Raw genomic sequence first — 1,451 nt, 5'->3', positions numbered from 1 at the left:
TATAAAAAACGGCTTCGGTAAATCAAGCCAAAAATTTTGTTCGTTACTCATTAAGTTCTCCTTCTTTTGCAACATTTTGCCCATCATACATAGTATCATTTCTTTTCGTTTAATGCACAGAATTATAGGAGGACCTTTATCTTTTTTCTATAATCGCTCGGGGTTATACCAGTGCTATTCTTAAATAAGCGATAAAAATATGAACTACTAGTAAATCCAGTTTTTTCGGCGATATCAACAATGGTGTATTCAGAGGTCTTCAGCAGCTCTTTAGCTTTATCCAACCGCAGTTCGTTAATTTTATCTGATAGTGCGTTTGTTGTTAACAGCTTATATAGCCGGCTCAAATAAATTGGAGACATCGAGAGCTCGTCTGCAATTGAATTTATGCATAGGTTGGAATTACTACGTTCTGACCGTATAGGGTAAAAATGAAAGGCCTCTCGTAGGAATACGAGAGGCCTTTCATTCTGTTAAGCATTAGATAGTTTTAAACTGTCTAATTGACGGGGGGCAATTCACAGGTGAAAATGCCTCACTCTAATTCTTGCTCTAAAATAGGTTTTACTAAACGACGTACTTCATCTGTTGATCTTGTATCCATTAATTGGTTTCTTAGTTCGCCTGCGCCTCTAAATCCACGAACATAGATTTTGAAAAAGCGAAGAAGTGGTTTAAATGAACGTGGCTCGAGTTCATTTGAATATTTATCGTGAAGATCCAACTGTAATAGAAGTAAATTGAGAAAATCCTTTGGACTATGTTCTTTAGGTTCTTTTTCAAAAGCAAATGGATTGGTGAAGATGCCGCGGCCAATCATGACACCATCAACGCCGTATTGTTCAACTAGCTTTAATCCTGTTGCGCGGTCCGGGATATCTCCATTTATAGTTAATAACGTATTTGGAGCAATTTCATCGCGTAATTTTTTTATTTCAGGGATTAGCTCCCAGTGTGCATTTACTTTACTCATTTCTTCTTTTGTACGAAGGTGAATGGAAAGATTCGCAATATCTTGCTTCAATATATGTGTTAACCAATCCCGCCACTCATCAATCTCAGAGTAACCCAATCTTGTTTTTACACTAACCGGCAATCCACCGGCTTTTGCTGCTTGAATAATTTCTGCTGCAACCTCAGGATGTAGTATTAATCCAGCACCTTTTCCATTGGATGCGACGTTTTGTGCGGGGCAACCCATGTTTAAATCGATACCGCGAAAACCAAGTTTTTTCATATCAATACTCATCTGTTCAAAAAATACAGGTTTATCACCCCAAATATGAGCAACAATCGGTTGCTCATCTTCTGTGAACGTTAATCGACCACGAACACTGTCTTTTCCTACAGGGTGACAATAGCTTTCTGTATTAGTGAATTCTGTGAAAAACACGTCGGGTTTGGCAGCTTCACTAATGACGTGACGAAATACAACATCTGTGACATCTTCC

At 38.2% G+C, this 1,451-nt stretch carries 2 protein-coding genes; both read right to left on the bottom strand.

All coding sequences use genetic code 11. The annotated features are described in order from the left end of the window. Positions 1–122: 122 nt before the first annotated feature. Positions 123–380 carry a helix-turn-helix transcriptional regulator gene (locus CA598_RS33545; RefSeq protein ID WP_373455864.1) on the bottom strand — a complete coding sequence of 86 codons (258 nt, stop codon included), beginning with the start codon at positions 378–380 and terminating at the stop codon, positions 123–125. Between the two features lie 155 nt (positions 381–535). Continuing rightward, positions 536–1,451: tRNA dihydrouridine synthase (locus tag CA598_RS31555; protein ID WP_143812500.1), on the bottom strand; the 916-nt coding region annotated here is incomplete at its 5' end.

Origin of the sequence: Paenibacillus sp. VTT E-133291 (genome assembly GCF_002264395.1) — a bacterium.
Classification (GTDB): domain Bacteria; phylum Bacillota; class Bacilli; order Paenibacillales; family Paenibacillaceae; genus Paenibacillus_AQ; species Paenibacillus_AQ nitricinens.
The sequence above is the reverse complement of the archived record's forward strand: the minus strand, read 5'-3'. Positions and strand labels throughout refer to the sequence as shown.